Below are 24,117 nucleotides of genomic sequence, written 5' to 3'. Positions count from 1 at the left end.
TCGGTCTCCATCATGAATAAACAGTTGAGCGGGGCACAGAAGGCCGCGATCCTGCTGCGGGCGATCGGAGAAGAGGCCGCGGCCGCGGTCATGAAGGCGCTGGATCCGAAAGACATTCGGAAGCTCGGGACCTTCATGAAAGAAACGGCCAATATCACGAAACAGGAAGAAGAGAGCGTGATCGCGGAATTCGAACAGGCGAGCTCTTCCGGCGAGGTCCAGTTTGAGGGAAAGGAGTTCATGGAAACGATCCTCAAAAAGGCCTTAGGTCCGGAAAAAGCCGCGCGCATCATGGAATCTCTCAACACGAAGACCTATCCGGGCATCGATGCGCTGAAGTGGGTGGACGCCAGGACGGTCTCTCAGATTCTGAAGGTCGAACATCCCCAAACGATTGCGGTCTGTTTGGGTCAGATGGAGGCCGAACAGGCCAGCGCCGTGTTGGCGCTGCTGCCGGTGCATCTGCATGCCGATGTATCGCTGCGGCTCGCGACCATGCAAGAGGTGCAGCCGGACGTGCTGGCTGAACTGAGCGACAGCCTGCAGGAAATTCTGTCGGCGTCGATGGGCGTGTCCAGCATGTCGGTCGGCGGCACGGAACTGATGGCGGACATCCTGACGCGCATCGACAAGAACACCGAGGGCGCCATCATGGCCAAGCTCACGGAACGGGACCAGGCGCTGGCGGATAGCATCCGGGCCCTCATGTTCGTCTTCGACGACCTGATCGATTTGGATTCCCGCTCGATGCAGGAGTTGATGAAGGAGATCAGCAAGGAAGACCTTCCCATCGCCCTCCGTGGCGCCACGCCGGAGGTGAAGGAGAAGTTCCTCAAGAACATGTCGAGTCGGGCGGCGGAAATGCTCAAGGAAGACATGGACACACGCGGACCCGTCAAGGTGTCGGATGTCGAGAAGGCGCAACAGAACATCCTGAAGGTCTGCCGCAAACTGGAAGAAGAAGGCCGCATCGTCGTCGGCGGCGGGTCAGGCGAGGCATTGGTCTAAATGGGAGCCGCTGCCGCGCGTCAGGCCTCACCCAGGACGCCAGCCGCCGCACCCGACAAGGAATTGGCGCCGCGCGCGATCCTGGTGGTCGATGATGAGCCGCCCATCTGCGAACTGCTGAGTGAATTGCTCCGTGCGGCGGGACAGGTGGTCATCACCGCCGGATCTGCCGAAGAGGCCTTGGCCCACCTGCACGTCCATCCGGTCGCGGTGTTGATGGTCGACGTGCAACTGCCCGGCACCGACGGCATTGCCCTTCTGGAGCGCGCCCTCGAAATCGACAGTCGCTTGCTCGGCATCGTAATGACCGGCCACGGCAATATCGAGTTGGCCGTACGGGCGATGAAGTCCGGCGCGGCGGATTTCCTGACCAAACCTTTCCAACTGGATTTGGTGAACCTGACCGTCGCCAGACTGCTGGAACTCTATCGTTTGCGGCAGGAGAACACCGTGCTCAAGAACACGCTGATTCGTTCGGGGAACATTCGCCTGCGGACGGTGCCCTTGGCCGATTTTACTCCCGGCAGCAAGCCGCCTGACAAGGACAAGGTGACGGAGTACGAGCGGGGTGTCGCCGAAGGCGAGCAGCGCGCCCTTGAACGGGTACAAGCTGTGCGGCAGAAGGAACAGGTGCTGGTGGCCTCGTTGGGAGCCAAACTCGAAGAGGCCTGGCGTGGTCTGCATGAAACGGTGGAAGAGGAAGTCGCCTCCCTGGCGTTCATGATCGCGCAGAAGGTACTGCGTGATCTGGTGGCGGAGAAACGCGACGCGATCGTGACCCAGGTGCGCAGCGCGCTCAGTCACTTGCACGAAAGCGGCCTGGTCCGCATTCGTATTCATCCGTCGGACTTGCCGGCCTTGGAGGGGGCGCGCTCGGCATTGAGCCAAACGCCCCATGGCTCGCTGACCCTGAAGTTTGAAACGGATCCCGGCATCAGCCCTGGTGGCTGTCTCGTGCAGGCCTCGAGCCTCTTGATCGATGCGACGCTGGACAGCCAGTTGTTGCGGTTGGGAGAAGCCCTACGAAAGCGAGAGACCGATGAAGCTTAGCGAGCGTCTGGAGCAGGTCGAACCGCTGTCCGTCACCGGGCGCGTCGCCCAGGCGGTCGGCATCGTCATCGAAGCATCCGGCCCCTTCACGTCCGTGGGAGAAGTCTGTGAGATCACCCGTGAGGGCGGGCAGGGGACGGTCATGGCGGAGGTGGTGGGCTTTCGCGAAGATCGCGTCCTGTTGATGCCGCTGGGAGAAATGCAGGGCATCGGGCCGGGCAGCCGCGTGGTGATGAAGGGGCACGTCGCCTCCGTTCCGGTCGGGCCGGACATGCTGGGCCGGATCCTCGATGGACTCGGCCATCCCCTCGACGGCTTGCCGCCGGTGCGTGCCGAGTCGCGGGTGCCGCTCCACGCCACCCCGCTGAATCCGCTCCATCGCGCGAGGATCACGGAACCGATCGATCTGGGAATCAGGGCGATCAACGCGCTGCTGACCTGCGGGCAGGGGCAGAAGATCGGCGTGTTCGCGGGATCCGGCGTGGGTAAGAGTGTCCTGTTGGGCATGATCAGCCGTTACACCCAGGCGGATGTCAGGGTCATTGCCTTGGTGGGCGAACGGGGGCGCGAGGTGAAGGAGTTCTTGGAGCGTGACCTTACCCCGGAAGCCCGCGCGCGTTCGGTGGTCATCGTAGCAACCTCCGATCAACCCCCGATGGTCCGCATCCGCGGCGCGCTGGTGGCGACGGCTATCGCGGAGTATTTTCGCGATCGGGGGAACCAGGTCCTGCTCATGATGGATTCCTTGTCTCGATTGGCGTACAGCCAGCGTGAGGTAGGCCTGGCGATCGGCGAACCTCCGACCACGAAAGGATATACGCCCTCGGTGTTCGCGGTGCTGCCGAAGCTGCTGGAACGGGTCGGCACGGCTCAGAGCGGCGGCAGCATCACCGGCCTCTACACCGTCCTGGTCGACGGCGACGATCTCAACGATCCCGTCGCTGATGCCGTCCGGTCTATCCTGGACGGCCATATTGTGCTGTCTCGAGAGCTCGCCGCACGTAACCATTTTCCGGCCATCGACATCATGCACAGTACCAGCCGAGTGATGCGGGATATCGTGACGCCGGCGCACTATGCGGCGGCGCGTTTGGTCTTGGAACGAACGGCTCTGTATCGTCGATCGGAAGACTTGATCACCCTCGGGGCCTATAAGCCCGGCACCAGCAAAGAGTTGGATAAGGCGGTGTCGGCGCACGACGACATCACGGCGTTCCTGCGGCAGGAAATTCAGCAGCCGGTCGGATTCTCTCGTTCGCTGGATGAGTTGATGGCCCTGGCGGGAAAGATTAAATGAACCTGACGGTCCTTCGCGCCCATGCGCTGCAACGGGAGGACGCGACCAGGATGGAACTCGCGGAGGCTGCGCGTGAGTTGCAGGAGTGGAACGATCGGATCGCGCGCTTGGAGGCGCGGGCCGGGTGCGATGCAGACACGTACCTGGAACAGGCGCGCCGGGGCGGGACGGCGGAGGAATTGTTCGCCCCCCTCGACGCCATGAACCAGGCCCTTGAAACCAGAAAGCGCATGGAAGAGCGGCAGACCTCGCTGCAGAGCCAGTGGGCAACCAAGCGTGACGCGGTGCTCGAGGCCATGCGGGATCGAAAGAAATTGGATCTGTTGGTAAGCCGGGCGCAGCAGGAGCAGAGGCGTCGGCAGGAACGTCAGGACCAGGCCTTGCTCGATGAACGGGCCTGGCGAAGAAATCCCCTGAGACCGGGAGAACGGGAATGAGCGCGGAACGTCCGGCCGAGACCACCGACATGCAGCATGGCCTGAGGCGCGGTGCGGTCATCCAGTCGTGCTGCTGCGTGCTGGTGCTGAGTCTGGCGGCTTCGTTCGCTCTTGCGGATGAAACCGGCAAGCAACCGGCTCCGCAACCGAGCCGACAAGGGGCGGCTCAGCAAGGGCCTGAGCCGGACGTTCCCTCGGGTGCCCTTCAGGGACCGGCGACCATGGCTCCCCGAGAAATTCATGAAATGCTGGAGCAGCGGCGGCGGCTTCTGGATCAACGCGAGGCGGCCATACGGGAAAGTGAAACCCATCTGCTGGAGCTGAAGGCGGAACTCGAACAGATCGTGACCCGCCATGAACAGATGGTCGAGGCGGAGAAAAAGCGCAGTCAGGCTGCGGCGAAGGCCAAGCCGGCCGCTGAAGCCGACAAGCCCAAGGACCCGAAAACTCAAGCCGGCCCGCGCAACGTGAATCAGACGCAACTCGTGAAGATTTACGAGGCCATGCCCCCGGAAGAGGCGGCGGCCCGTCTCGAACGCATGCCGGAGCGGAAGGCTGTTGAGGTGCTGCGCCTGCTTAAGGGCAAGTTTGCGGGCGCCATCCTCGCCGAGGTAAAGCCTGAGCGCGCTGCCCGACTGACCGAGCAGCTCCTCACCACTCCGTAGTCTCCACGCACCGTGTCCCATCGGCAGGTTTTGCCGAGACCGCCTGCAGAAACTTCCGCTTCCTGCTTCTCAATCCTTGTCATCGTCAGCGCAGGCTCCAGATTTACAAGGCCTTTGCGTACAACCGCGAATGGCATGGCCTTTGTAAAGAGGGAGCAGTCACCACAAGGATGGGAAAGACCATGGCCATAGATCTTCAGAGATTGATGGGGCACCTTCCAACGCAGGGCGGCAGGTCGGGCGTGGAACTGGGCGAGCGCAACGAAGGGCGTCCGGTAATCGGGACGGGGAGTCGGTTCGAATCAATCCTCGAGCGAGCGGAAACCAGACGCCTCTCTGCAGAGCCTGGCGCTTCCAGGCCGCGGCAGACATCGACACAGTCCTCTCAGGCGAAACGCTCGCCAGCTTCGAGTTCGAAGCCCGAACAGTCATCACAAAACATCATCGACAAGGAACAGGAGCGGCCAGCGATAGGAGAACAGGCGTCGAAAAACGAGAAGGTTGCCGAAAGCGACCGTGCCAAGCCCTCCGCGTCGGAGGAATCCGAAGATCAAAAGAAAAGCGAACGAGGGCAGCCGGCGGAGATCTTGTTGGCAGCGGTTGTCTCTCCCCTGTCCGCCGAGCAGGTTGCAGCCTTGGTCGCACAGCCGAACGAGGATGGTTCGGTTTCGTCGGAGGGGAGCCCTGCCGAGGCCGCCGAATCCACGGTAGAGGCAGTTTCCTCCGTCACCGCACCAACGGCGGTCGAGCAGGGCCACGCTGGTCCAATTCTTGAGGGAGAAGAGACCGAGGCCCAGGCCAATCTGTCCGTTCCGGGTCAGGCTGGCGAGGTGAAAGCGAGCGAGAACAAGGCCGAGAAGCGGACCGAACCTCTCGTCCAACCGATGCAGCAAGAACCAGCCAATCATGACGAGGTGCCGGCCGAATTGGTCAACAGGGTTGAGGAGGAGCCCGCTCAGCCGATCGAAGGTAAGATGACCGTTCCGACCATGAAGATGGCGGAGCAGAAGAGCGAAGCTGCGGAGCGACCCTCGCAAGAGGCTCCCCAGGCGGCGGTTGCGCTGTCGGGAGCTGAAAGCACTGAGTCAGGCCGGCATCACAGTTTCGAGCCATCCCAAGAGCAGCCTCAGCACGACTTGCTCAACCAGCCGCCAGGGGACCAATCTGCCGCACAACAGGCCAGGCCGGATGAGGGCGCGATGCGCACCTCGTTCCAGGAACGTATGGCCGTGACGAATCAGCCCGCGACAATAGCCAGTGATGGGCTCTCGGCCGGTGAGGCCACTGGAAACGCATCGGTGCGCCATGCCGCGGCAGCGGAGCGTGTGAGCGAACTGCGGGAGAGCACGTCCTTTTCCCAGAGCGTCACGCTGGATCTTGATCCGCTGGACATGGGGCCCCTGCGCCTGCGCGTCATGATGAGCGACCAGACGGTGCACGCCCACATCCGAACAGAACATGGCGCGCTCGGTCACGGTCTCCTCCAACAGGGGCCCTCGCTGGAATCTTCGCTGCGGACCACGGGATTGGAAATGGGCATGTTGCGGGTCACGGTGGATCAGCAGCAGGGGGGCGGTCAGCAGGCCTGGGAGTTTCAGCAGCAGGCACGCTCGGGAGGAGGTTCCGGCCGACCGACGGGGAGCAAGGATGAAGACCGTCAGACTCGGGCGACGACGGAGATGTACGGCAACGGGCGCGTGAGTATTTTTGCCTGATCGGAGGAGCGATGGACTTTTCGAAGATCATCACGCAAAAGACGACGAGCGATTCGACGGCACTCAAGACCAGCGACGGGCCGAAGCCGCTGGGGCAGGACGACTTTCTGAAATTGTTGATGACCCAGTTGCAGCATCAGGATCCGCTGAAGCCGGTCGACGACCAGGCGTTCATCGCCCAGACGGCGCAGTTCTCGCAGCTCGAGCAGATGTCCAAGTTGGTCACGCTGATGGAGAAGAGCGTGTCTTTACAAGAAGCGGCACAGAACAACGGCAAGACGGAAACAGAGACGGCCGTCGCCTAAAAGGCGGCACGCGCTTAGTGACAAGGAGGAAGGCAGCATGGGTATCTTGACCTCGATGTTCACTGCGGTTACGGGATTGAGTTCCTACGGCAACGCCATGGGCGTCATCGGGAACAACATCGCCAACGTCGGGACCGCCGGTTTCAAGTCCAGCCGAGCGACGTTTTCAGAACTGATCTCCTCGAGTCTGGCCGGTGGATCAGGAAGCGACCAGATCGGGTTGGGCGTCTACATGAACGACGTGCAGAAGAACTTTTCCCAAGGCTCGATGACAACGACGGGGAACACCTTCGACCTCGCGATCGACGGAAGCGGCTTTTACCTCCTGCGCAACAGCGCGGGCGCCAACTTCTATGCCCGCGCCGGGCAATTCACGGTGGACAGTCTGGGGCAGGTGGTGGATTCGAGCGGAGCGCTCCTGCAGGGCTACCAGGCAGACACCAACGGCAATATCACCAGCACCATCGGGGGGATTACCCTGTCTTCGAGCGCGGTCTCGCCCCAGGCGACCAGCAGCGGAGAAATCCTCGGCAACCTCAATGCGAATGCCACGGCACCCTCGGCCGCATTCAGCGAGAGCGACGCGACGACCTATAACTTCGCCACCAGTATGACCTTCTATGACTCGTTGGGGAACGGCCATCAGTTGCAGCTCTTCTTCAGAAAGACCGCCGCGAATACGTGGGGTGTGTACTCGCAGATCGACGGCGGTGCGGCGGCGGCACAAACCGCGATGACCTTCAATGCGAGCGGTGCCCTGACGGCCGGAGGTACGCAGACGATCACGGCCACCTTGACCAACGGCGCCACCTCTCCCCAGACCGTGACGCTGGATCTGTCATCGATGACGCAGTATGGCTCCGCCTCCGGCGTGATCAGTCAGACGCAGGACGGCTATTCGTCCGGCAGTCTGGATCGGATTACGGTGGATGAGCAGGGTCGCGTCGTGGGTCAGTTCACGAACGGTCAAACCCGCGCCTTGGCGCAGGTCGTGCTGAACCGCTTCACGAACCCTGACGGACTCTCGAACGCGGGCGAAAATCACTTCATCGAAACGTTGGAGTCCGGGGCGGCCTTAGTCGGCGCGCCAACGGTCAACGGATTGGGGCGAATTCTCTCCGGGACGGTGGAACAGTCGAACGTGGATCTCGGGAAAGAGTTCGTGGACATGATCATTACCCAACGCGCTTTCCAAGCCAATTCCCGCGCCATCACGACCAGTGATGAAATGCTGCAGGAGTTGGTCAACCTCAAGCGGTAACAGGACCTGGTTCCGACGCGCCTCCGTGGGGCGCGTCGGACTCGCGGGCGGTAATTTTTACCGAGCGTCCTTCCTGTTTGCCGTCCGCATTCGCCTCTTCCGGCACACCCCTCGGTCGTCAACAATCTGTCGGCGCGCGAAGTGGGCGCGTCAGCAGCGTGACAATCCCGTTCATCTCACCTTCTCGTCGAAGGCGCCTCTTCGTCGTTATCGGTGAACCCCTTGTGTTTGCATGGAATCGCGCGTGGGTTTGTCGCATGTCTACAGCACCAATGCGGCTCCCCCGTGGCATATGCATTGCACAACCTACCGCCCCGGCAACCAATGTTCCCAGGAGGGTCGTATGGCAGAAGCAGCTGAAGAGAAGCTCCCCGCACCACCGGCCAGCATTCCTATGAAGGTCGTGATCATGATGGTCTTGGGAACGCTGATCCTTGGATTGGGTGGAGCCTTTGCGATGTTCAAGATGATGGCGCCTTCTGCGGCTGAGAAGCCTGCAGCGGAAGGCCAGGCTGAAAAGGCCGGCGGCCATGGCGAATCGGCCCCCAAGGACGGGGGGCATGACGGCGTCGCCAGCGGCACTGCCGCCATCGCCGACCTCGATCCCTTCATCGTGAATCTCGCCGATTCGCCCGAAGTGCGCTACCTGAAGGTCACGATCAAGTTGGAAATGGATGGGTTCGGCGCCGTCGAAGACGTGAAGGCGCGCACGCCGCAGATCCGAGACGCCATCCTGGTGCTGCTGACGAGTTTGGATTCGGTCACCGCGCGGTCCCCACAAGGCAAACACAAGTTGCGGGAGGATGTGACCCAACGCATCAACGGCCTGTTGCCGAAGAAAGCCGTGAAGTCCGCCTACTTCACCGAATTCGTCATCCAGTAGCGCTGCGCGAGATCGCCGAAGACTCATGGACAAGATACTGTCTCAGGAAGAAATCGACGCCTTGATGGGCGGCGTCATGTCCGGGGAAGTCGATACGACTCCCAAGGAAGAGGAAGCCCCGGGCGGCATCAAGGCCTACAACCTCACCAGCCAGGAACGCATCATTCGTGGGCGCATGCCCACGATGGAGATGATCAACGATCGATTCACGCGGCAGCAATCCATTTCCTGGAGCAGCCTGCTGCGGGAGAAGATCGAATTCAGCGTCGTCGGGACGCAGATCATCAAGTTCGGCGACTTCATCCAGAAGGTGCCGGTGCCCTCTTCGTTCAACCTGTTCATGATGGAGCCGCTCCGCGGAAACGGGCTGTTCATTCTGGATGCGATGTTGGTCTACTTGATCGTGGATTTCTTCTTCGGCGGCAAGGTGCAGACACACGTGAAGCCGGAGGGGAGGGAGTTCACGCCCATTCAGGTCCGCCTGATCAAGAAATTGGTGCAGCAGGCCCTCGTCGATCTGGAAAAGGCCTGGCAAGCGGTCATGCAACTGAAGATCGGCTACTGCCGTTCGGAGAGCAATCCCCAGTTCGCCATGGTCGTGACGGGCTCCGAAATCGTCGTGGTCGTGACCCTGCAGGTGCACTTGGGCGACATCTCTCGCGACATGTTCATCGCCTATCCCTATTCCATGCTGGAGCCGATCAAAGAGAAATTGTACTCGGGGCTCTTCGCCGACAATGTGGAGCAGGACAGCAGCTGGGGAAGCCGGTTCAAGGATGCCCTGCGGGAATGCGAGGTCGCCATGACGGTGCAGCTCGGCACCGCCACCATCAGCGTGCAGGATCTGCTGAATTTTGCCCCGGGCGACGTGCTGCTTCTGGACCAACATCCCGGCGACCCCATGGTGTGCCTCGTGGAAGGTGATCCGAAATTTCACGGGCAACCGGGCGTGTTCAAGGGCAACCACGCTTGCCGTGTGACGAACGTGTTGAGCTGAGTTCGGATCGCGACTACAGGAGAACTGCGCATGGGCACTGACGACACCCTCGACTCGACGGACCAATCCAACCCCGCCCCCGCCGTTACTCCACAACCGACCTCCTTTCCGCAGGTCGAGCACCAAAGCGTCGTGCCGGGGAACAAGAATATCGAATTCGTCCTTGATATTCCGTTGCACGTGACGGTGCAGATCGGGTCGACCCGCATGTTGATCCGGGAGTTGCTGCAGTTAGGGCAGGGGTCCGTGATCGAACTGAACAAACTCGCCGGCGAACCGATGGAAGTCCTGGTCAACAACAAGTTGGTGGCCCGTGGCGAGGTGGTGGTGGTGAATGAGAAGTTCGGTATCCGACTGACCGACGTGGTCAGTCCCAATCAACGGATTCAGCAACTCGGATAATCGACGGAATAGGCGACGGGATGGATCTGTGGGACAGTGTGGTGCGGATGGGCTCGGCATTGGCCGTGGTGCTGGCGGTGATCGTAGCGTTGTTGGGCGTGGCGCGTTCCTCGTTCGGGCGACGCTGGCTGCAGGTGAGCGGGACACCACTGGTCAAGATTCTCGGGTGCGGTCAAATCGGGGCCAGGAAACAGGTCATGGTCGTGGCCGTGGCCGGCGAGGTTCTGATTGTGGGAACGACGGCCACAGACTTGATCCCGCTAGGAAAGGTGACCGATCCTGAGCAACTGCGCAAACTATTGGCGGAGCCTCCGGCCGTCGGCGGCCTGCCACTTTCGGGTGACGGCTCCTCGCGCGAAGGGCAGGAGGGGGTCTATGTCTCCCAGTGAATCGGGAGCGCGACCGTCTACGCGGGCGCGTATCTTTCCCGTACGGCCCTCCTGCTCGTTGCTGTTCGGCCTGCTCGCGATTTGCTGTGTCGTCGGAGTGCCCGCCGCCCATGCTCAAAGTCCCTCTCTGACCTTGGACCTTGGACAGGGAGGACCCAAGCAGGTGGCGGCTGTGCTGCAGATTCTGGCGCTGCTCACGGTCCTCTCGCTCGCACCCGCCATGTTCATCATGGTGACCTCCTTTACCCGCATGGTCATCGTGCTGTCGTTTCTACGCCAGGCCTTGGGAACCCAGCAGGTGCCGCCGAATCAGGTGCTGATCAGCCTGGCCTTGTTTCTGACGATGTTCGTCATGGCGCCGGTCGGACAAGCGGTTTACAAGGACGCCATGCAGCCGCTGTTGGCCGAGCAGATCGGATATGAGGAGGCGTGGAATCGGGGCATTCAGCCCATCCGCGCGTTCATGCTGAAGCAGATGCGCGACAAAGACCTGGAATTGTTCTTAGAGATGGCGCACACGCCGAAGCCCACCCAGGTCGAGGAGGTCCCGACGCATGTCATCATCCCGGCCTTCGTGTTGAGCGAACTCCGCATCGCCTTCCAGATCGGGTTCCTGCTGTACATCCCCTTTCTCATCGTCGATATGGTGGTGGCCAGCGTGTTGATGTCCATGGGAATGATGCTCCTACCGCCCGTGATGATCTCCTTGCCTTTCAAACTCATTCTATTCGTCCTCGCCGACGGCTGGTATCTGGTCGTCGGATCGATGGTCAAGAGTTTCCAATAGGAGGCTGACGCATGACCATCGAAGCCGTCACAGAAATCGGCCGGCAGGCCATCGAAACCACCCTCCTGGTCTCCGCCCCCGTGCTGGGACTGAGTCTGGTGGTCGGCCTCCTGGTGAGCACCTTTCAGGCGATGACGCAGATCAACGAGGCGACGCTGACGTTCGTGCCCAAGGTGCTGGCAGTATTCGCGGCCACGCTCCTGTTCCTGCCTTGGATGATGGGGGAGTTGATCGGATTCATGACCCGCTTGATCATCAGCATCCCCATGCTGATCCATTCGTAAGGGGTCGACCTGCGATGAATGCCGCCCACACGTTGCATCTGGCGCTGCCGCAGTTCCAGGCGTTTTCCATTCTCCTGGTCCGCGTGGCCGGCATCATCAGCGTGTTTCCCATCCTCAACACCAAGACGATCCCCATTCCGGTCAAGGCCGGGCTGGTGACGATGTTGGGATTGGTTCTGACGCCGGTCATCCGGCTTCCCCAGCTGCCGACCGATCCGCTTCTCGTCGCCGCAGGCATGGCCAACGAATTCCTCATCGGCCTCACGATCGGACTCGCGGTTCGATTGCTGTTTGCCGGCATTCAAGTGGCCGGTGAGTTGATCGGCACTCAAATGGGATTCAGCGCCGTCCAGTTGCTCGACCCCACGTCGCATCAGAATGCGCCCCTCGTCGCACAATTCCATATGACGTTGGCGTCGCTGGTATTTCTCTCACTTAATGCGCATCTGCTTGTGGTCCACGCGATCGGGATGAGTTACGACGTCGTGCCACCTTTCAGCGCGCGCCTCTCCGAATACCTGGCCGCCGACATCATTCATCTCGCGCAGCACATGTTGTCGGTGGCGCTGCAATTGGCGGCGCCGGTGTTCGCGACCCTGCTGATCGTGAACACCATTTTGTCGATTCTCGGCCGCGCCGTCCCGCAGATGAACGTGTTCGTCCTCAGCTTTCCGATCACGATCGCTGCAGGGCTTTTGGCCATGGGGCTGGCCTTGCCGTTCAGCCTGTCGCTGTTCGAGCGGGAATTCAGGACCCTGGTCGAAAACATGCTGGCGTTGCTGAAGGTGCTGGGCCATGGCTGAAAGCGCACAGAACCGCACAGAACAAGCAACCCCGAAACGCAAAGCGGATGCGCGGAGCAAGGGGCAACTTGCGATCAGTCGCGATGCTGCCATGGCGGTCGGGTTGTTGGGGAGCCTGGGCGGGCTCTACTGGACTGCACCAGGCATCTTGGAGCGATTGCGTGAGACCTTGCGGGTCTGGCTCACGAAGTCGGTGGAGGACAGTTCGCATCGGGCGCTGGAGCTGGACCACCTCCACTTATTATTGAGAGAGATCGGGACGGATGTCTTCCTAACGCTCGGTCCGATCGTCGGCGGCATCGCCGCGATCGGCGTCGGCGCCAATTTAGTGCAGACGGGGTTCTTCTGGCGCAAGGACGGCTTGGAATGGGATTGGTCCCGTATCAATCCCGCCAGCGGATTGTCCCGTCTCTTCTCCCTCCGGTCGCTGACAGAACTGGTGAAATCCTGGCTCAAGATCCTGGCGATCGGCTGGACAGGATACCTGGCGGTCAAGGGGGACATGGCCCAATTTTTGTCTTTAAGCGAGTTTGGCCTCGACACCCTCTTGTCGACGGTGGGATGGGCGACGTTCAAGGCCGCGCTGATGATGGCGGGTGCGGCGGCGGTGATCGGTGCGGCCGACTATGCCTATCAGCGTTATGAATGGGAGCGAAGCCTGCGCATGTCGCGCGACGAGATCAAGGAAGAGCAGCGGTCGGCGGAAGGTGATCCGACCGTCAAGTCCAAGATCCGCGGCAAGCAGCTCGAGATGGCCCGCAAGCGCATGATGGCCGCCGTGCCCACGGCCGACGTAATCGTGACCAACCCGACGCACCTGGCCGTTGCCCTGCGGTATGACTCCAAGGCGATGGGCGCCCCGATCGTTGTGGCCAAGGGCGCCGGTTTCGTGGCCGAAAAGATTCGCGAAATCGGGCGGCACCACGGCGTCATGATCGTCGAGAACAAACTTGTGGCTCGGACCCTCTACAAACTGGTGGAAGTGGGACATGAGGTGCCGGAAAACCTGTATCGCGCCGTGGCGGAAATCCTCGCCTTCGTGTACCGCGTACGCGGTACATTGCCCCCGGCCTGAGGTGACGGCGTGACGGATTGTACGATGGAGCGGTCATGAGCAAAGGGGCGACGTCGGTTCCTTCCACCTCCCTGGTGAAACACCCGGACATTCTCATGTCCGTGGGCGTGGTCGGCATCCTCATGGTGATGCTGATCCCGTTGCCGCGATTCTTTCTCGACCTGCTGTTGAGCTTCAACATCACCCTGTCGATCATCATCCTACTGGTCGGCATGCAGGTGCGTCGGCCGCTGGAATTCTCGGTCTTCCCATCCATCCTCCTGATGGTGACGCTCCTGCGCCTGGCGCTGAACATCGCTTCGACTCGACTAATTCTGTTGCACGGGAACGAGGGGGTGGCGGCGGCGGGTGAAGTCATCCGGGCATTCGGCAACTTCGTCGTGGGCGGTAACTACACGGTGGGCCTGGTCGTGTTCATCATACTGGTCATCATCAACTTCGTCGTCATCACGAAGGGTGCCGGGCGTGTCGCCGAAGTCGCGGCGCGCTTCACGTTGGATGCGATGCCTGGCAAACAGATGAGTATCGACGCCGATTTGAATGCCGGCCTCATCAATGACGCGGAGGCCCGGCAGCGCCGAAAGGACATTGCGCAGGAGGCGGACTTCTACGGAGCGATGGACGGTGCCAGCAAGTTCGTGCGCGGCGACGCCATCGCCGCCGTGGTCATCACCCTCGTCAACATTCTGGGCGGTCTGACTATCGGTGTCCTGCAGCAGGGACTGACCTTGGCGGCCGCGGCGCAAACCTATACGTTGCTCACCGTCGGCGAAGGGCTGGTGGCGCAGGTCCCGGCCCTCATCGTGTCCACCGCCGCCGGTATCGTCATCACGCGCGCCGCGTCCGAAGTCAATCTCGGGTTCGAAATCACCCGTCAGGTGTTGATCTCACCGAAAGCCATCGGCACGGCGGCGGGGATTCTTCTGACGTTGGGCCTGGTTCCCGGTCTTCCGCACGTGGCCTTCCTGGCACTGGGTGGGCTGACAGCCTGGATGGCCTACCAAATGAATGAACAGCAGAAGGCGGCGGAGGCCGCGCCGGCACAGGCGGCCCCGCAAGCCAAGGCCGAAGAACCCACCACGCAAGTGACCCCGTTGGATCTCATGGAAGTCCAAGTCGGGTACGGCCTCATCGGGTTGGTGGATGCCGGACAGACCGGCGCGCTCCTCGACCGCATCAAGGGCCTGCGCCGGCAGTTCGCTGAACAAATGGGCTTCGTCCTGCCGCCGATCCATATTCGCGACAACCTCCAACTGCGGCCGAATGAGTATGCGGTGTTGTTAAAGGGAGTGGAACTGGCCAAGTCGGAGGTGATGCCGGCCCACGTGCTCGCCATCGATCCCGGCACCGCACAGCGCGGTGCCGTGCATGGGCTCCCGACCAAAGAGCCAGCCTTCGGATTGCCCGCTCTGTGGGTGCCGGAGCAGGCGCGTGAGCAGGCGCAAATCGCCGGGTATACGGTCGTCGATCCGGGCTCGGCCGTGGCGACCCATCTCTCGGAACTCATCAAACGCCATGCGCATGAACTCCTCGGGCGGCAGGAAGTGCAGGGTCTGCTGGATCAGCTGGGTAAAAATCACCCCAAACTGGTTGAGGAAGTCGTGCCTAATCTGATTCCTCTGGGTACCCTCGTCAGGGTCCTCGCGAATCTGCTGCGGGAAGGTGTGCCGATCCGAGACCTGCGGACCATCCTGGAAACTATTGCCGACCATGCGCCGACGACGAAAGATGCCGAAATTTTGACAGAGGTTGCCAGGCAATCGCTCGGACGCACCATCACTCGTCAATACCTCGCGCCGGACGGGTCACTACCGATCATTGGGTTAGACCCGCGTCTGGACCGCACCTTGGCCGATCAAGCCAATTCCACGGCACAGGGGAATCAATGGATTCCGGATCCCATGGTGGCACAAAAACTGCTCGCTGCTTTGAAGCAAGCCGCGGAGCGTATGGTCGGGCGCGGGCATCAACCGGTCATCCTCTGTTCTCCGTCGTTGCGGCGGCACCTGCGCCGGCTCACGGACCGAATCCTGCATTCGGTTCCGGTGCTGGGGTTGAACGAAGTGGATACCGTGGTGCGATTGCAGGCGATTGAAACGGTTCGCCTCGAGTTGGATGCCGGTGAGACGAGGAGCTTGGCATGAAGGTGCGGACGTTCCATGTGAAGTCGATGCATGACGCCATTCGCTCCATCAAGGAAACGCTCGGGCCTGACGCGGTGATTTTGTCTACCAAGCGCATTCGTTCCTGGGACAACGGGTTCGGTTTGTTGGGCGGGTCGGTGCTGGAGGTGATGGCGGCCGTCGAAGACGATGCGGTCGTGCCCGATCCTGCGCCGCTGCTGGGACAGGACGACGCCGCTCCCGCTCTGCTCGCACAGCCGCCAACCTTGCCGAAGGACGAGACCCGTTTCCAGAAGACCCTGCAAGGAGCGATGGAGCAATCCTCTGCGGTGCGAGCCCTGTCCCATGCGGAGGGCGCAGGCGAACGGGGAACGGTCTACTCCTTTCAACGGGTCTATGAAGATTTACTGTCGCAGGGGGTCGAACAGGCTACGGCGGAATCTTGCCTCCGCGAGTTGCAGGCGACCCTGATTGAGCCGGGCGCATCACGTTCCAGTTCGTCGCTGCAGTTGTTGCGCACCGTGCTCTTGGCGAAGGTGAGGACGGCCGGGCCCTTGCTGGGGGCGGGAGGCGACCAAAAAATCGCACTCTTCGTGGGACCGAGCGGGGTGGGGAAGACCGCGACCATTGCCAAACTTGCCACCAAGTATGGCATCGTCGAACAGCGCAGTCTGGCCCTGATCACCATGGACACCTACCGGCCAGCCGCGGTGGAGCAACTCCGTCTGTATGCGGATGTGCTGGGCATCCATCTGGCGGTGGCCGGGTCCTGTGAAGAAGCGCGCGCCGCCATCAGAGAGGCGCGCGAGGCCGAGTTGGTCTTGATCGACACGCCGGGGTTCGGTCCCTACGAGCCCATCGCCGACCAACGATGGCGCGGGCTGTTGCAGGAGGACCTTCCCATCGAGGTCCACCTGGTGTTGGCGGCCAGCACTCGTGTGCCGGACCTTGTCGTGAGCGCAAGCCGATGCGTGGACCTGCCGGCCTTGCGATTGCTTTTTACGAAGCTGGATGAAACGAGCGGCTACGGCGGGATTTTCGAGACCAGCCATCGCACCGGTGTCCCCCTCTCGTACTGGGGAGTCGGCCAGCGCGTGCCGGACGATCTCATGGCGGCTCACGTCGACCGCTTGGGCGACCTATTGTTGGGCGGGCGAGTGCGTTCTCCCGGCAATACGTCACATCGTCCATGGGATCAACAGATCGTACCGGAGCCCACGTCCGGTACCAGGGCCTTCCAGACGGATCGCAGTTGAACAAGAGGGGAACGACGATGACGATGCAGCCGGACACGCTGGACTCGCAGACCAAGGACCGCGAAGAGAACGTCATTCCCTCCCGCACCCAGGTCATCACCGTAACCAGCGGAAAAGGTGGCGTGGGGAAGACGAACGTCGTGGCCAATACGGCCATCGCGTTGGCGCAGACGGGCAAACGTGTGCTGGTGCTCGATGCGGATCTCGGGTTGGGCAATATCGACATTCTGCTGGGGCTGACGCCCAAGTACACGTTGGAACATGTGCTGGCGGGCACCTGCCGCTTGGAGGAGATTGCGTTGACCGGCCCGAAGGGGATCGTGGTGCTGCCGGCGAGCACGGGCATTTCCCAACTGACGACCCTGACGGAGAGCCAGCAAGTCATCTTGCAGGAGGAGTTGGAGCGGTTGGCGTCGAGGATGGATGTCCTCTTGATCGATACGGGAGCGGGTATTTCCTCGACGGTGACCTATTTCGCGGCGGCGGCCCAGTCGATTGTGGTGGTGGTGTCACCGGAACCCACCTCGCTGACCGATGCCTATGCCCTCATGAAGGTCTTGCTGCGGCAATATCGAGAGCGTCGGTTCTACGTTCTCGTGAACATGGCCAAGTCCCCGAAAGATGCCGCCCGGGTGTTTCGGAAACTCGAATTGGCGGTCAGCCGCTTTCTCCACATCTCGGTGCACTACCTGGGGGCCATTCCCTCCGATGATTACGTGCCCATGGCCGTGTCTCAGCAACGGGCTGTGATCGATCAATATCCCCACGCGCCGGCGAGCCGCGCGTTCCGGGACCTGACCGAGGCGGTCGCGCGCTTGACGCCACCGGCGTTGCCCAAGGGCACCGTCCAGTTCCTCTGGCAGCAACTGCTGCGGACGCATTGACTGAAAGGAATGCCGGCCCATGATGGATACTCGCAAGACAGCCGTTGCGAAGAGTGTTCCTCGCAAAGCGATTGCCGAAGGGGATCGTGAACGGGTCATTCAGGAGTTCGCGCATGTCGTCAAGGCGATGGCCCATCGCTTGGCCTTTCGTCTGCCGGCCTATATGGATGCAGAGGATCTGATCTCCGTCGGCATCATCGGGCTGATGGACGCGATGGATAAGTACGATCCGACACGCGAAGCCAAATTCAAGACCTATGCGGAGTTCCGTATCCGCGGCGCGATGCTCGACGAGATCCGCTCCATGGATTGGGTCCCCCGTTCGGTGCATGAACGCATCACCTTGTTGCAGAAGACCTATGGGGAGTTGCTCAACCGACTGGGACGCCCGCCCACGGATCAGGAAGTTGCGAAGGAATTGAAGATGTCCATCGAGGAGTTGGAGGAGTTTCTCACGCGTTCGCGCGGCGCGGTGGTCATCAGCTTGGATGATTTGGGCGTGCACGACACGGACGGGCAGAAGATCTTGGGGGCGCTGACCGACCCGAACCAGCCCGATCCGTTGGCGGTGTTGGTCAGTGAGCGCTCCCGGCATGTGCTCGAGTCGGCCATTCAGGAATTGCCCGAGAAAGAACGTATGGTGTTGTCCCTGTATTACTTCGAAGAACTCACGATGAAGGAGATCGGCACCATGCTCCGTGTGACGGAGTCGCGGGTGTGCCAAATTCATTCGAAGGCCATCATCCATCTCAAGGCCAGGCTGCAACTGGTCGACGCCTGAAGCGATGGGGCGATCGCGCCTGGCGATCGCCCCTGTCCGCTTGCCTTCAGTTTTCCTTTCCTCCTGCCGATACCCCTCTCGACAGATCCATCTCCATCCACTATCAGGCGGTATGAAGCCTCGCGCGGCGCGTGTCCCTCACGCTACAGCTCGGCAGCCAGAGCGCCTGCACGCGACTCCTTCCGCCCAAGTGGAGGAGCGAGCGGCAGAATGGCTCAGGTTCGGACTCCTCGTGACAACTACCTGCGGGGGCGCCGGGCTCTATTGGGCCGTGGCCTTCAATGGACTCAGCCATCTTCCCTTCGTCGGAGTGCTGGATGAGGCCTGGCTCGCCGCGTTGGCCCTGATCATTGCCGTCGCCTGCCTTATTCTACTGATGTCCGCCACCGGAGGTCGGATGGATGAACAGGAAACCGACTGGAATGGGTCGGGCGCCGACGACCGGCAGGCGTACGATTCGGTGACGGGCTTGCCGATGACCCGTCTGTTTACGTCAGAGGTGAATCAGGCGATCGGGAGAAGCCGGATGCCCGGCGCGCAGGTGGCCGTGTTGGTGATCGACCTGACGGAGGTCACGGGACCGGCATGGGAGGAGTCTGCCCACGCCGCTCTGTTTGTTCGGGTCCAGGCGGCTCGTGTGAAAAGCGCTTTGAAATCGACCGATGGGGTGGGGCGGCTAGGCAAGCGAGTTTTTGGGGTGCTGCTTGATCAGGTGAGATCCGAGCATGAGCTGGTGGCCATCGCGAAGAAAATTCAATTCGTGGTTTCCCTCCCGTTTACCATGGAAGGCGTTGAGAGTCAGTGCATGGCCCGTGTCGGCATCGGCTTCTGTCCGCAAGATGGAACTGACGGCCGCGCCACGGTACGGGCCGCGCTCCAAGCTGCGGCGATCGCCCGCGCAGATGGGTACGTGGTCTATGGGCTCAACGGGGCAGTGACCATCGCACAGCCGGCGGCTGCCTCCGTCATCGCGGCCTGACGCATTCTCCTTTCCTGTGGTCCCTGCCACTCGGCAGAACTTTCCTTCTTCTGCGGCAAAGACTTCCCCTCAGGCCCGCTTGTCTCAAACGTCGCCGTCTCATTCATGATCCTTCCAGATTTCCTCCTGGCTCGACAAAAAGAGCCGCGCGCAATAATCACAAGGCCTTGTGCTCGCTGACGGAGCGAGACCAGTGGCGATGATGCAGTGGACGCTCATGGCATGTGCATTGCTATCTCTACTGCGAGCACGAGAGGAAAGAAGCCAACCCATGAACAGAGCCATCTATCCCATACTCTCCGGTGCCGTGGCGCAGGAAAAACAGATGCAGGTGTTCGCCAATAATTTGGCGAACGTCAATACCACCGGGTTCAAACAGGATCAACAGGGCTTCCGCGGACTCTTCGCGCAAGTCAGCGCCGGTGCCGTCGGTCCGTCTTCGAATGGAGGACTGGCCTCCGCGATCCTGTCCCGTCCTTCCGGTCCAACAGAACGGGTCTTCGCCGAACCGCATGGCGTGCGCACGGCCTTTGAGCCGGGAAGAACCCGCATTACGGGGAATCCCTTGGATCTGGCCATTCAGGGCAACGGATTCTTTGAGGTGAAGACGGCCGAGGGCACTCGCTACACTCGCAACGGCATGTTCTCGCTGGACAACCAGCGCCGGCTGGTCACCAACCAAGGACAGGTCGTGATGGGAACGAAGGGCGAACTGAAAGTGCCGCCGGGCACGGTGCAGATCAACGCTCAAGGCACGATCCAGGTGGACGGGAACTCGATCGGTACGATCAAGTTGGTGGAGTTCCCCGAAAACCAGATGCCCCAAAAGTCCGCGAACGGATTGTTTGCCGGCGGCCGGCCGAAGGTGGCCACCACGACACAGGTGCAGTCCGGACACATCGAAGAGTCGAACGTCAATTCACTCAGTGAAATGGTGAAGATGATCGAAGGCATGCGCAGCTATGAATCGGCGCAGAAATTGATTCAGACGCTCGATCGCATGACCGAAACGGCGATCCAGGATCTGGGTCGGGTGCAGTAGGAGGACGTATGATTCGTGCCATGTGGACTGCGGCGACGGGCATGACCGCGCAACAACTGAATGTGGACACGATCGCCCACAACTTGGCGAACGTCAACACGAATGCGTTCAAACGCAGTCGCGCCGAATTTGCCGACCTGCTGTATCAGATTCAGCGGTTGCCCGGTACCAACGCGTCGAACGTCGGGGTCTTTCCCGTGGGTGTGCAGATCGGAGCCGGTGTACGGCCCATCACGGTGGCCAAGGAATGGCTGCAAGGCAATATGCGCCAGACCAACAACGAGCTCGACCTCGCCATCGATGGACCCGGATTTTTCCAGGTGGCGAGACCGGACGGGACCATCATGTATACCCGCAGCGGCTCGTTCAAGCGCGATAACGTGGGAAACTTGGTCACGGGCGACGGTGATCAATTGACGCCGGTCATCACCATTCCATCGGGCGCGTTGAAGCTCGACATCGGCCAGGACGGCACGGTGTCGGTGCTCCTCCCCGGGGTCACGCAGGCTTCGCAGGTGGGGCAGATCCAGTTGGTGCGCTTCGACAACCCCTCGGGGCTGGTGTCGATGGGGAATAACCTCTTTCTCGACAGTTTCGCATCCGGTCCTCCTCTACAGGGAACGGGCGGATTCTCGACAGGGTTCGGGACGTTGCAGCAAGGGTTTTTGGAAAGCTCCAACGTCAATCTCGCTGAGGAGATGGTCAATATGATCATCGCTCAACGGAGCTACGAAATTAACTCCAAGACCATCCAAGCCTCCGACGAAATGATGCAGATCGCCAACAATCTGCGGCGGTAAGGCGAGGGCATAGGACGTAAAGGACGACACCGTGATTCGACTCGCAACAATGATCGCGATGACGGTTGGGCTGCTGGCCGGTGGAATCGCGCCGGTGTCGGCGGGAGAACGGAGGGCGGAGCCGCCCACCGGGATGGTCCAGACTGCCTTGGCTCAGACCATTCACACGGTTCCGTCGGCGCGCGGCAAACGAATCGTCGCGCCCGAGCAGATCCAGGCTGCCATCCATCGCCACGTGATGCGGGAGCTTGCCGGACGAGTGGTCGACTGCCAGGTCACGCTGGGGGAGCCCCAACAGCCGGTAGTCCTGCCGCCCGGCATGGTTGAAGTGAAGGTCGGCGCCGGCCGGTCTGAGGAGCCCCTGGGGAGGCGGCTGTTTCAGATTCAGTTGCTGGTCAATGGGCGGTTGGCGAAGACCGTCGAAGCGACGGCGGACATTGCGGCGGTAGTGGAAGTGGTGGTCACGAATCGGCTGATCAAGACGGATGAGGTGATCGAGGCGGAAGATGTCGGCACGGATCAAATGGTGTTGTTCGACCTGAAGCAGGCATTCGTGACGAACCCCACCGATGTGATTGGAAAGGCCGCTGCGAGGCCGTTGTCCCCCCAAAGCCCTATCCGAATCACGGCTGTTCGCCGCCCCTTTGTCGTGCGTAAGGGGGACCGGGTCACGATCGAAGCCCGGCAGGGAGGGCTCTCGATCCAAACGGTCGGCGTGACGAAATCCCATGGCGAAGTCGGCCAAACGATCACGGTGTCCAACGTGGACTCGGGCAAGGACCTTCAGGCAATCGTGGTCGGAGCGGGGGTGGTGCGTGTCAATTTCTGACGGCAAGCATTCTAGGTCTCGACGCTTCGCCGCCGCCGTCTGCTGTCTGATGATCGGTGCGGTGGCCGCCTGCTCTTCGTCACCGAGTGCGAAGCAACAAAAGGTGGAGGTACCCAAAATGCCTCCACCGAAAACCGTAGGGTCGCTGTGGCAAGAGGAGAACGGGCGTGCCTATCTGTACGAAGACCTTCGTGCTATGCGGGTGGGGGACGTGATCACGATTTCGATCGTGGAAAAACACAAGGGCTCCAAGAGCGCCGATACGAATGCGGAGCGCGATTCCAGCATCACCAATAGTTTGAGTGGGAGCGGCGTGGGGTACATCGGCTTGCCTGGGATCAGGCTCGGAGGCGAAGCACGTCGCGGATTGGGCATTGATGCGAGCGCGACCAACAAGTTCGGCGGCAAGGGGGCGACAAGTCGAGAGGATACGTTGACCGGTACCATCTCGGCCATCGTCACGGAAGTCTTGCCGAATGGAGACCTGCGGATCGAAGGGCGCCGCGAGGTCACGGTGAACTCGGAACGGCAGATTATGACGATCGGCGGCATTGTCCGCCGGGTGGACGTGAATACGAAGAACACGGTTCAGTCCAGCGCGATTGCCGATGCCAAGATTGAATATTCCGGGTTGGGCGTAGTGGATGATGTGCAGCGGCCCGGCTGGCTGGTCAGGGTCTTGGACTGGATCTATCCCTTTTGAACAGTCGGGAATCGGCGAATCGGCGGGAGGACGGCGCGAGATGTCGACACAACGAAAAGAGCAGCAACAGCTGATCATACAATGTTTTCGCTTGATGCTGGCCAGCGGTGTGGTGCGCACGGCCGATCTGGATCCGGAATCATTGCCTCGCCATTGGTCGTCCCCGCTCCCGACGCCACAGCGCAAGCAGCCGGAACGGCAACAAGCCGGCACCTGGTTTCGTCGCGCCTTCGTCGGGATGGCGGCCTTCCTCATGCTGTCGCTGCTGACGGCTTCCTGGGCGGAAGCCGTGCGCGTGAAGGATGTGGCGACCATCGAGGGGGTCCGTGAAAACCAGCTGATCGGCTACGGCTTGGTGGTGGGTCTGGATCGGACCGGTGACCAGGTCATCGGTGGTCAGTTCACCATTCAGGCCATGATGTCCATGTTGAACAAAATGGGGATCAATCTGGTCATCGACCCCATCCAGTTGCTGACGCGCAATATCGCCTCAGTCATGGTCACGGCCAAACTGCCGCCGTTCGTGAAGCCCGGGATGACGCTCGATGCGGTCGTCTCCTCCATGGCGAATGCGAAGAGTCTCCAAGGCGGGACCTTGCTGCTGACGCCTCTCAAGGCGCCGAACCAGCAGGTGTTCGCCGTCGCCCAGGGGCCGGTTTCGATCGGTGGATTCTTAGGCGGCGTCGGTGGAGCAGGTGGAGCGACCGTCACGAAAAATCACCAGGCCGCCGGTGTGGTTCCCGCCGGCGCAATCGTGGAAAAAGAACTGGTTGTGGACATTGATTCGTGGGATTCGGTGTCTGTGCTCTTGCGTCACCCGGACTTTACGACTGCCATCCGTACAGCCGAAGCGATCGACGGCACTTTCGGGAAGGGAACGGCGGTGCCAGTGAACGCCGGGCTCGTCAAGGCAGCCTTGCCGACTACCTTTCAAGGACGTGTCGTGGAATACATCGCGACCATGGAAGGGTTGGACGTCACTGTTGATGTGGCAGCCAAAGTTGTCGTGAACGAACGCACCGGCACGGTCGTCCTCGGAGAACATGTCCGGCTCTCGACTTGTGCGATATCTCACGGAAACCTAACGATTTCGGTTAAGAACACCCTCAACGTCTCGCAGCCTCCTGCGCCAATTATTGGATCGACCATGGGGCAAACGACCGTGACTCCGGATGTTCAAACCGAGGTGAAAGAACAAGAGTCCCGGCTGGTAGTCGTGGATCAGACCGTGACGCTGGGTGACGTCGTCCGAGCTCTGAATGCCGTCGGGGTGACCCCTCGTGACCTCGTGGCAATCCTGTCGGCCTTGCGGGCCGCCGGGGCACTTCAAGCGAACCTGGAAATTGTCTAACAGAGGCGGTT

At 61.2% G+C, this 24,117-nt stretch carries 25 protein-coding genes and 1 pseudogene; all 26 read left to right on the top strand.

Annotation, left to right across the window (positions count from 1 at the left end; translation table 11 throughout):
- The first annotated feature begins 12 nt into the window (after nt 1–12).
- The 26 genes and pseudogenes from fliG (at nt 13) to HRU82_01275 (ending at nt 24,106) form a co-directional block, all read left to right on the top strand.
- A complete protein-coding gene (fliG, locus tag HRU82_01400) occupies nt 13–1,008 on the top strand; it encodes a flagellar motor switch protein FliG (protein ID QOJ33686.1) in 996 nt (331 codons plus the stop codon).
- A complete protein-coding gene (locus tag HRU82_01395; GenBank protein ID QOJ33685.1) occupies nt 1,009–2,058 on the top strand; it encodes a response regulator in 1,050 nt (349 codons plus the stop codon).
- The gene (locus tag HRU82_01390; GenBank protein QOJ33684.1) at nt 2,048–3,355 is read left to right on the top strand and encodes a FliI/YscN family ATPase; all 1,308 of its coding nucleotides are present in this window, start codon (nt 2,048–2,050) and stop codon (nt 3,353–3,355) included. Before HRU82_01395 ends, HRU82_01390 begins: the two co-directional genes overlap by 11 nt.
- Complete coding sequence (locus HRU82_01385) at nt 3,352–3,792, top strand: flagellar FliJ family protein (protein ID QOJ33683.1); 441 nt, start codon at nt 3,352–3,354, stop codon at nt 3,790–3,792. Before HRU82_01390 ends, HRU82_01385 begins: the two co-directional genes overlap by 4 nt.
- The gene (locus tag HRU82_01380; GenBank protein ID QOJ33682.1) at nt 3,789–4,457 is read left to right on the top strand and encodes a hypothetical protein; all 669 of its coding nucleotides are present in this window, start codon (nt 3,789–3,791) and stop codon (nt 4,455–4,457) included. Before HRU82_01385 ends, HRU82_01380 begins: the two co-directional genes overlap by 4 nt.
- 182 nt (nt 4,458–4,639) lie before the next feature.
- A complete protein-coding gene (locus HRU82_01375) occupies nt 4,640–6,172 on the top strand; it encodes a flagellar hook-length control protein FliK (protein ID QOJ33681.1) in 1,533 nt (510 codons plus the stop codon).
- 11 nt (nt 6,173–6,183) lie between these two features.
- A complete protein-coding gene (locus HRU82_01370) occupies nt 6,184–6,477 on the top strand; it encodes a hypothetical protein (protein ID QOJ33680.1) in 294 nt (97 codons plus the stop codon).
- A gap of 37 nt (nt 6,478–6,514) precedes the next feature.
- Nucleotides 6,515–7,738, top strand: a complete 1,224-nt coding sequence (locus tag HRU82_01365) for a flagellar hook protein FlgE (GenBank protein QOJ33679.1) — start codon at nt 6,515–6,517, stop codon at nt 7,736–7,738.
- A 343-nt stretch (nt 7,739–8,081) separates the two neighbouring features.
- Nucleotides 8,082–8,621: a flagellar basal body-associated FliL family protein gene (locus HRU82_01360; GenBank protein ID QOJ33678.1), complete on the top strand. Its 540-nt coding sequence runs from the start codon at nt 8,082–8,084 to the stop codon at nt 8,619–8,621.
- 25 nt (nt 8,622–8,646) lie between these two features.
- Nucleotides 8,647–9,618 (top strand): flagellar motor switch protein FliM, encoded by a 972-nt coding sequence (gene fliM / locus HRU82_01355; protein QOJ33677.1) that lies wholly within the window; start codon nt 8,647–8,649, stop codon nt 9,616–9,618.
- Nucleotides 9,619–9,762: 144 nt separating this feature from the next.
- Nucleotides 9,763–10,020 (top strand): annotated as a pseudogene (fliN, locus tag HRU82_01350) (flagellar motor switch protein FliN).
- A gap of 20 nt (nt 10,021–10,040) precedes the next feature.
- The gene (locus HRU82_01345) at nt 10,041–10,409 is read left to right on the top strand and encodes a flagellar biosynthetic protein FliO (GenBank protein ID QOJ33676.1); all 369 of its coding nucleotides are present in this window, start codon (nt 10,041–10,043) and stop codon (nt 10,407–10,409) included.
- Nucleotides 10,396–11,196, top strand: a complete 801-nt coding sequence (gene fliP / locus HRU82_01340) for a flagellar type III secretion system pore protein FliP (GenBank protein ID QOJ33675.1) — start codon at nt 10,396–10,398, stop codon at nt 11,194–11,196. Before HRU82_01345 ends, fliP begins: the two co-directional genes overlap by 14 nt.
- An 11-nt stretch (nt 11,197–11,207) precedes the next feature.
- Nucleotides 11,208–11,480 (top strand): flagellar biosynthesis protein FliQ, encoded by a 273-nt coding sequence (fliQ, locus tag HRU82_01335; protein QOJ33674.1) that lies wholly within the window; start codon nt 11,208–11,210, stop codon nt 11,478–11,480.
- Nucleotides 11,481–11,494: 14 nt separating this feature from the next.
- Entirely contained in the window at nt 11,495–12,283 is a 789-nt protein-coding gene (fliR, locus tag HRU82_01330; protein QOJ33673.1) for a flagellar biosynthetic protein FliR, read from the top strand.
- Entirely contained in the window at nt 12,276–13,358 is a 1,083-nt protein-coding gene (gene flhB / locus HRU82_01325) for a flagellar biosynthesis protein FlhB (protein QOJ33672.1), read from the top strand. Before fliR ends, flhB begins: the two co-directional genes overlap by 8 nt.
- Before the next feature lie 35 nt (nt 13,359–13,393).
- Entirely contained in the window at nt 13,394–15,502 is a 2,109-nt protein-coding gene (gene flhA / locus HRU82_01320; GenBank protein QOJ33671.1) for a flagellar biosynthesis protein FlhA, read from the top strand.
- Entirely contained in the window at nt 15,499–16,737 is a 1,239-nt protein-coding gene (gene flhF, locus HRU82_01315; GenBank protein ID QOJ33670.1) for a flagellar biosynthesis protein FlhF, read from the top strand. Before flhA ends, flhF begins: the two co-directional genes overlap by 4 nt.
- A gap of 17 nt (nt 16,738–16,754) precedes the next feature.
- On the top strand, nt 16,755–17,621 hold the full coding sequence (locus tag HRU82_01310; protein QOJ33669.1) for a MinD/ParA family protein: 867 nt from the start codon (nt 16,755–16,757) through the stop codon (nt 17,619–17,621).
- A gap of 19 nt (nt 17,622–17,640) precedes the next feature.
- A complete protein-coding gene (locus HRU82_01305) occupies nt 17,641–18,402 on the top strand; it encodes a FliA/WhiG family RNA polymerase sigma factor (protein ID QOJ33668.1) in 762 nt (253 codons plus the stop codon).
- Between the two features lie 112 nt (nt 18,403–18,514).
- Nucleotides 18,515–19,381 carry a GGDEF domain-containing protein gene (locus HRU82_01300; protein QOJ33667.1) on the top strand — a complete coding sequence of 289 codons (867 nt, stop codon included), beginning with the start codon at nt 18,515–18,517 and terminating at the stop codon, nt 19,379–19,381.
- A 271-nt stretch (nt 19,382–19,652) separates the two neighbouring features.
- Complete coding sequence (flgF, locus tag HRU82_01295; GenBank protein ID QOJ33666.1) at nt 19,653–20,423, top strand: flagellar basal-body rod protein FlgF; 771 nt, start codon at nt 19,653–19,655, stop codon at nt 20,421–20,423.
- A gap of 8 nt (nt 20,424–20,431) precedes the next feature.
- The gene (gene flgG, locus HRU82_01290) at nt 20,432–21,223 is read left to right on the top strand and encodes a flagellar basal-body rod protein FlgG (protein ID QOJ33665.1); all 792 of its coding nucleotides are present in this window, start codon (nt 20,432–20,434) and stop codon (nt 21,221–21,223) included.
- A 31-nt stretch (nt 21,224–21,254) separates the two neighbouring features.
- The gene (gene flgA, locus HRU82_01285) at nt 21,255–22,052 is read left to right on the top strand and encodes a flagellar basal body P-ring formation protein FlgA (protein QOJ33664.1); all 798 of its coding nucleotides are present in this window, start codon (nt 21,255–21,257) and stop codon (nt 22,050–22,052) included.
- 118 nt (nt 22,053–22,170) lie between these two features.
- Complete coding sequence (locus HRU82_01280; protein ID QOJ33663.1) at nt 22,171–22,755, top strand: flagellar basal body L-ring protein FlgH; 585 nt, start codon at nt 22,171–22,173, stop codon at nt 22,753–22,755.
- Nucleotides 22,756–22,993: 238 nt separating this feature from the next.
- Nucleotides 22,994–24,106, top strand: coding sequence for a flagellar basal body P-ring protein FlgI (locus HRU82_01275; GenBank protein ID QOJ37072.1), 1,113 nt, complete (start codon nt 22,994–22,996; stop codon nt 24,104–24,106).
- The last annotated feature ends 11 nt before the right edge of the window (nt 24,107–24,117 follow it).

The sequence above is a fragment of the Nitrospira sp. genome (assembly GCA_015709715.1).
Lineage (GTDB): Bacteria > Nitrospirota > Nitrospiria > Nitrospirales > Nitrospiraceae > Nitrospira_A.
The sequence above is the reverse complement of the archived record's forward strand: the minus strand, read 5'-3'. Positions and strand labels throughout refer to the sequence as shown.